At 69.6% G+C, this 3344-nt stretch carries 3 protein-coding genes; all 3 read right to left on the bottom strand.

The genetic code is table 11. The features are described 5' to 3' along the window. Positions 1-810: 3-hydroxyisobutyrate dehydrogenase (mmsB, locus tag AC6RA4_RS23185; protein WP_500164318.1), on the bottom strand; the 810-nt coding region annotated here is incomplete at its 3' end. Between the two features lie 27 nt (positions 811-837). Beyond that, positions 838-1869 carry an enoyl-CoA hydratase/isomerase family protein gene (locus AC6RA4_RS23180; protein ID WP_500164316.1) on the bottom strand — a complete coding sequence of 344 codons (1032 nt, stop codon included), beginning with the start codon at positions 1867-1869 and terminating at the stop codon, positions 838-840. Between the two features lie 91 nt (positions 1870-1960). Then, positions 1961-3100, bottom strand: coding sequence for an acyl-CoA dehydrogenase family protein (locus AC6RA4_RS23175; RefSeq protein WP_500164315.1), 1140 nt, complete (start codon positions 3098-3100; stop codon positions 1961-1963). Positions 3101-3344: the final 244 nt, after the last annotated feature.

The following is a 3344-nucleotide window of genomic DNA, read 5'->3' as shown; positions in this document are numbered from 1 at the left end:
CTCCTCCTCGACGAAGCTCCGGTAGAGCTCGAGCGCGCGCTGGCCCATGGGCGTGTCGGCATCCGCCGCCTCGGCGGCCTGCTGCGACAGGCCCAGATCCTTGAGCATCAGCTCGGCGGCGAAGCCTGGGGTATAGCCGTTGTCGGCAGGCGATTGCGGCCCGACGCCGGGCGCCGGGCAATAGGCGTTCATCGACCACGAATAGCCCGACGAGGTCGAGACTACGTCGAACATCGCCTCGCGCGAGAGGCCGAGCTTGTCGGCCAGCGCGAAGGCCTCGCAGGTGGCGATCATCGTTACGCCGAGGATCATGTTGTTGCAGATCTTCGCGGCCTGGCCATTGCCCGAGGGCCCGCAATGCACCGCCTTCTGGCCCATGATGTCGAAGAGCGGCTTGGCCTTGGCGAAAGCCTCCTCCGAGCCGCCCACCATGAAGGTCAGCGTGCCGCCCGCCGCACCGCCGATGCCGCCCGAGACCGGCGCGTCGAGCGCGCCGAGACCGGCCTCTTCGGACTGCTGCGCTACCGCGCGGGCGCTTTCCACGTCGACGGTCGAGCAGTCGAGCAGCACTGCGCCGGGGGACATGGCGGGGATTACTTCCGCCGCGACGCTGCGCAGGATCGCGCCGTTGGGCAGCATGGTGATGACGACGTCCGAGCCGGTCGCGGCCTCGGGGGCGGAGGCGGCGGTGCCCACGCCCTCGGCACTGGCACCGGCCACGTCGAAGCCGGTGACCTCGTGGCCGGCCTTGGCCAGGTTGGCGGCCATCGGCGCGCCCATGTTGCCGAGCCCGATAAATGCGATCTTCATGGTGTCTCTCCTCCCTCGCGGCGCCCCTCAGAGCGCCAGTTCTGCCTCTCCGAGCGGTGCCAGCATGGCGGCGATCCGGTCCTCCGTCACCTCCTCGATGGGGAAGCGCCAGCTCGGGTTGCGGTCCTTGTCGATGATCTGCGCCCGCACGCCCTCGAGGAAGTCACCTTCTTCGACGATGCGGTGCGAGACGCGGTATTCCTGTTGCAGGGCGGCGCGGATGTCGGGCGTGCCCTCGCGCAGACGGGCCAGCATGGCCAGCGTCACCGCCATGGAGAGCGGCGCGTTGCGGCCCACCGCCTTGGCGGCGCGCGCGGCGATCTCGCCATCGGCCCCATCGAGCGCGGCCTTGATCTCCGGCAGGCTGTCGGAGGCGAAGAGCGCGTCGATCTCGCCCTGCGCCGCGGCCAGCGGGCTCTCGGGTGCGGGCTCAGCGGCGCTGTCGAGCGCGGAGACGCTGCCGGTCTCGGCCAGCTCGGATTTGAGCGCCTCCCAGCGCGCCTCGGGCACGAAGAGATCGGCAAAGCCCGCGTGCAGAGCATCGCCCGGCCCCATGCGCGCGGCGGTGAGGCCGAGATAGGCGCCGAGCCGCCCCGGCGCGCGGGCCAGCAGCAGCGAGCCGCCGACATCCGGCACGAAGCCGATGCCGCATTCCGGCATGGCGATCTGGGCGCTTTCGCCGATCACACGGTGCGAGACATGCCCGCCCAGCCCGACGCCGCCGCCCATGACAAAGCCGTGCAGGAAGCTGACAATGGGCTTGGGATACTCCGCCATCTTGGCGTTCATGCGGTATTCATCGCGCCAGAAGCTGCGACCGGCGTCGAAATCGCCGCTGAGGCCCGCGCGGTAGATCTCGGCGATGTCGCCGCCGGCGCAAAACGCCTTCTCGCCCTCGGCGTCGAGGATCACCAGATCGACCGCGTCATCGTCGCGCCAGGCGTCGAGCGCGGCCTCGATCGCCATGCACATGTCGTAGCTCAGCGCGTTCAGCGCCTTGGGGCGGGTCAGGGTGATGTGGCCGGCGCGGCCATGTTTGCGGATGTGGGTGTCGCTCATGGGGCTCCTCGGCAGGTCGGTTCGGGGTGGCAGGCCCCCGAAAGGGCCCGCCGGGGCGCGGCGTGAGTGGTGCCTTGCGCGTGTGTTCGGGTCAGGACGAGACCAGGCTGCGCGCGACGATCATGCGCATGATCTCGTTGGTGCCCTCGAGGATCTGGTGCACCCGCAGGTCGCGGACAATCTTTTCGATGCCGTAATCGGCGAGGTAGCCGTAGCCGCCATGCAACTGCAGGCACTGATCGGCCACCCTGGAGCCCGCCTCGGTGACGAATTTCTTCGCCATGGCGCAGAACTTGGAGGCGTCCGGCGCGCCGGTGTCGAGCTTCCACGCCGCCTGACGCAGGAAGGTGCGGGCGGCCTGCAGCTCGATCTCCATGTCGGCGAGGCGGAACTGCAGCGCCTGGAACTGGTCGATGCTCTGGCCGAAGGCGCGGCGCTCGGCCATGTAGGCGAGCGTGGCGTCAAGCGCCGCCTGCGCCGCGCCGAGCGAGCAGGCCGAGATGTTGAGCCGGCCACCGTCGAGCCCGGCCATGGCGTAGCGGAAGCCCTTGCCTTCCTCGCCCAGCAGGTTGCCTGCGGGCACCGGGCAGGCGTCCATCTGGACCTGCCGGGTGGGCTGGGCCTTCCAGCCCATCTTGGCCTCGAGCCCGCCAAAGCTCAGCCCCTCGGTGCCGTCGTCGAGCAGCAGCGCCGAGATGCCGCGCGGGCCGTCATCGCCGGTGCGGGCCATGACGATATAGGCGTCGGAATAGCCGCCGCCGGAGATGAAGGCCTTGGTGCCAGTGAGGCTGTAGCCATTGCCCGAGGGCTCGGCGCGGGTGCGCAACGCGGCGGCGTCCGAGCCCGAGCCGGGCTCGGTCAGGCAGTAGGAGAGCACCGTCTCCATGGTGAGTGCCTTCGGCAGGTAGCGCGCGCGCAGATCCTCGGAGCCGTAAAGGTCGATCATCTTGGCGCACATGTTGTGGATCGACAGGAAGGCCGCCACCGCCGGGCAGGCCATGCTGAGCGCCTCGAAGACAAGGGTGGCGTCGAGCCGGGTGAGCCCCGAGCCGCCGTTCTCCTCGCTGACATAGATGCCCCCGAGGCCCAGCTGGCCGATCTCGGTCCAGAGCTCTTTCGGGATCGTGCCCTCGGCCTCCCAGGCCATGGCGTTGGGCGCCACGTGTTCCTGGCCGAAGCCGTAGGCCATGTCGAAGATCGCCGTCTGCTCCTCGCTCAGCGCGAAATCCATGTCGGGCCCTCCCTGCCGTTATGGAAATGAACAAGTGTTCATAATCTGGCGGAAAGCCGGGCGGGATGCAAGCGGTTGTGTTGCAGCGGTGGCGGCGTGGGTGGGGGCGCTGCCCCCGTCCGCGCAGGGCGCGGACTCCCCCGGAGTATTTGGGACATAGAGAAGATGGGGGTCGGAGAGGGGGCTGGGGTGCGGTCTTCCGCGGCAGGCCGCGCGCTGCGGGGGCGGGGCGTGAGCGGTGCGT

This window comes from Salipiger sp., from assembly GCF_059781815.1.
Note: the sequence above shows the minus strand (reverse complement) of the source record. Positions and strands in the feature narration are given on the sequence as shown.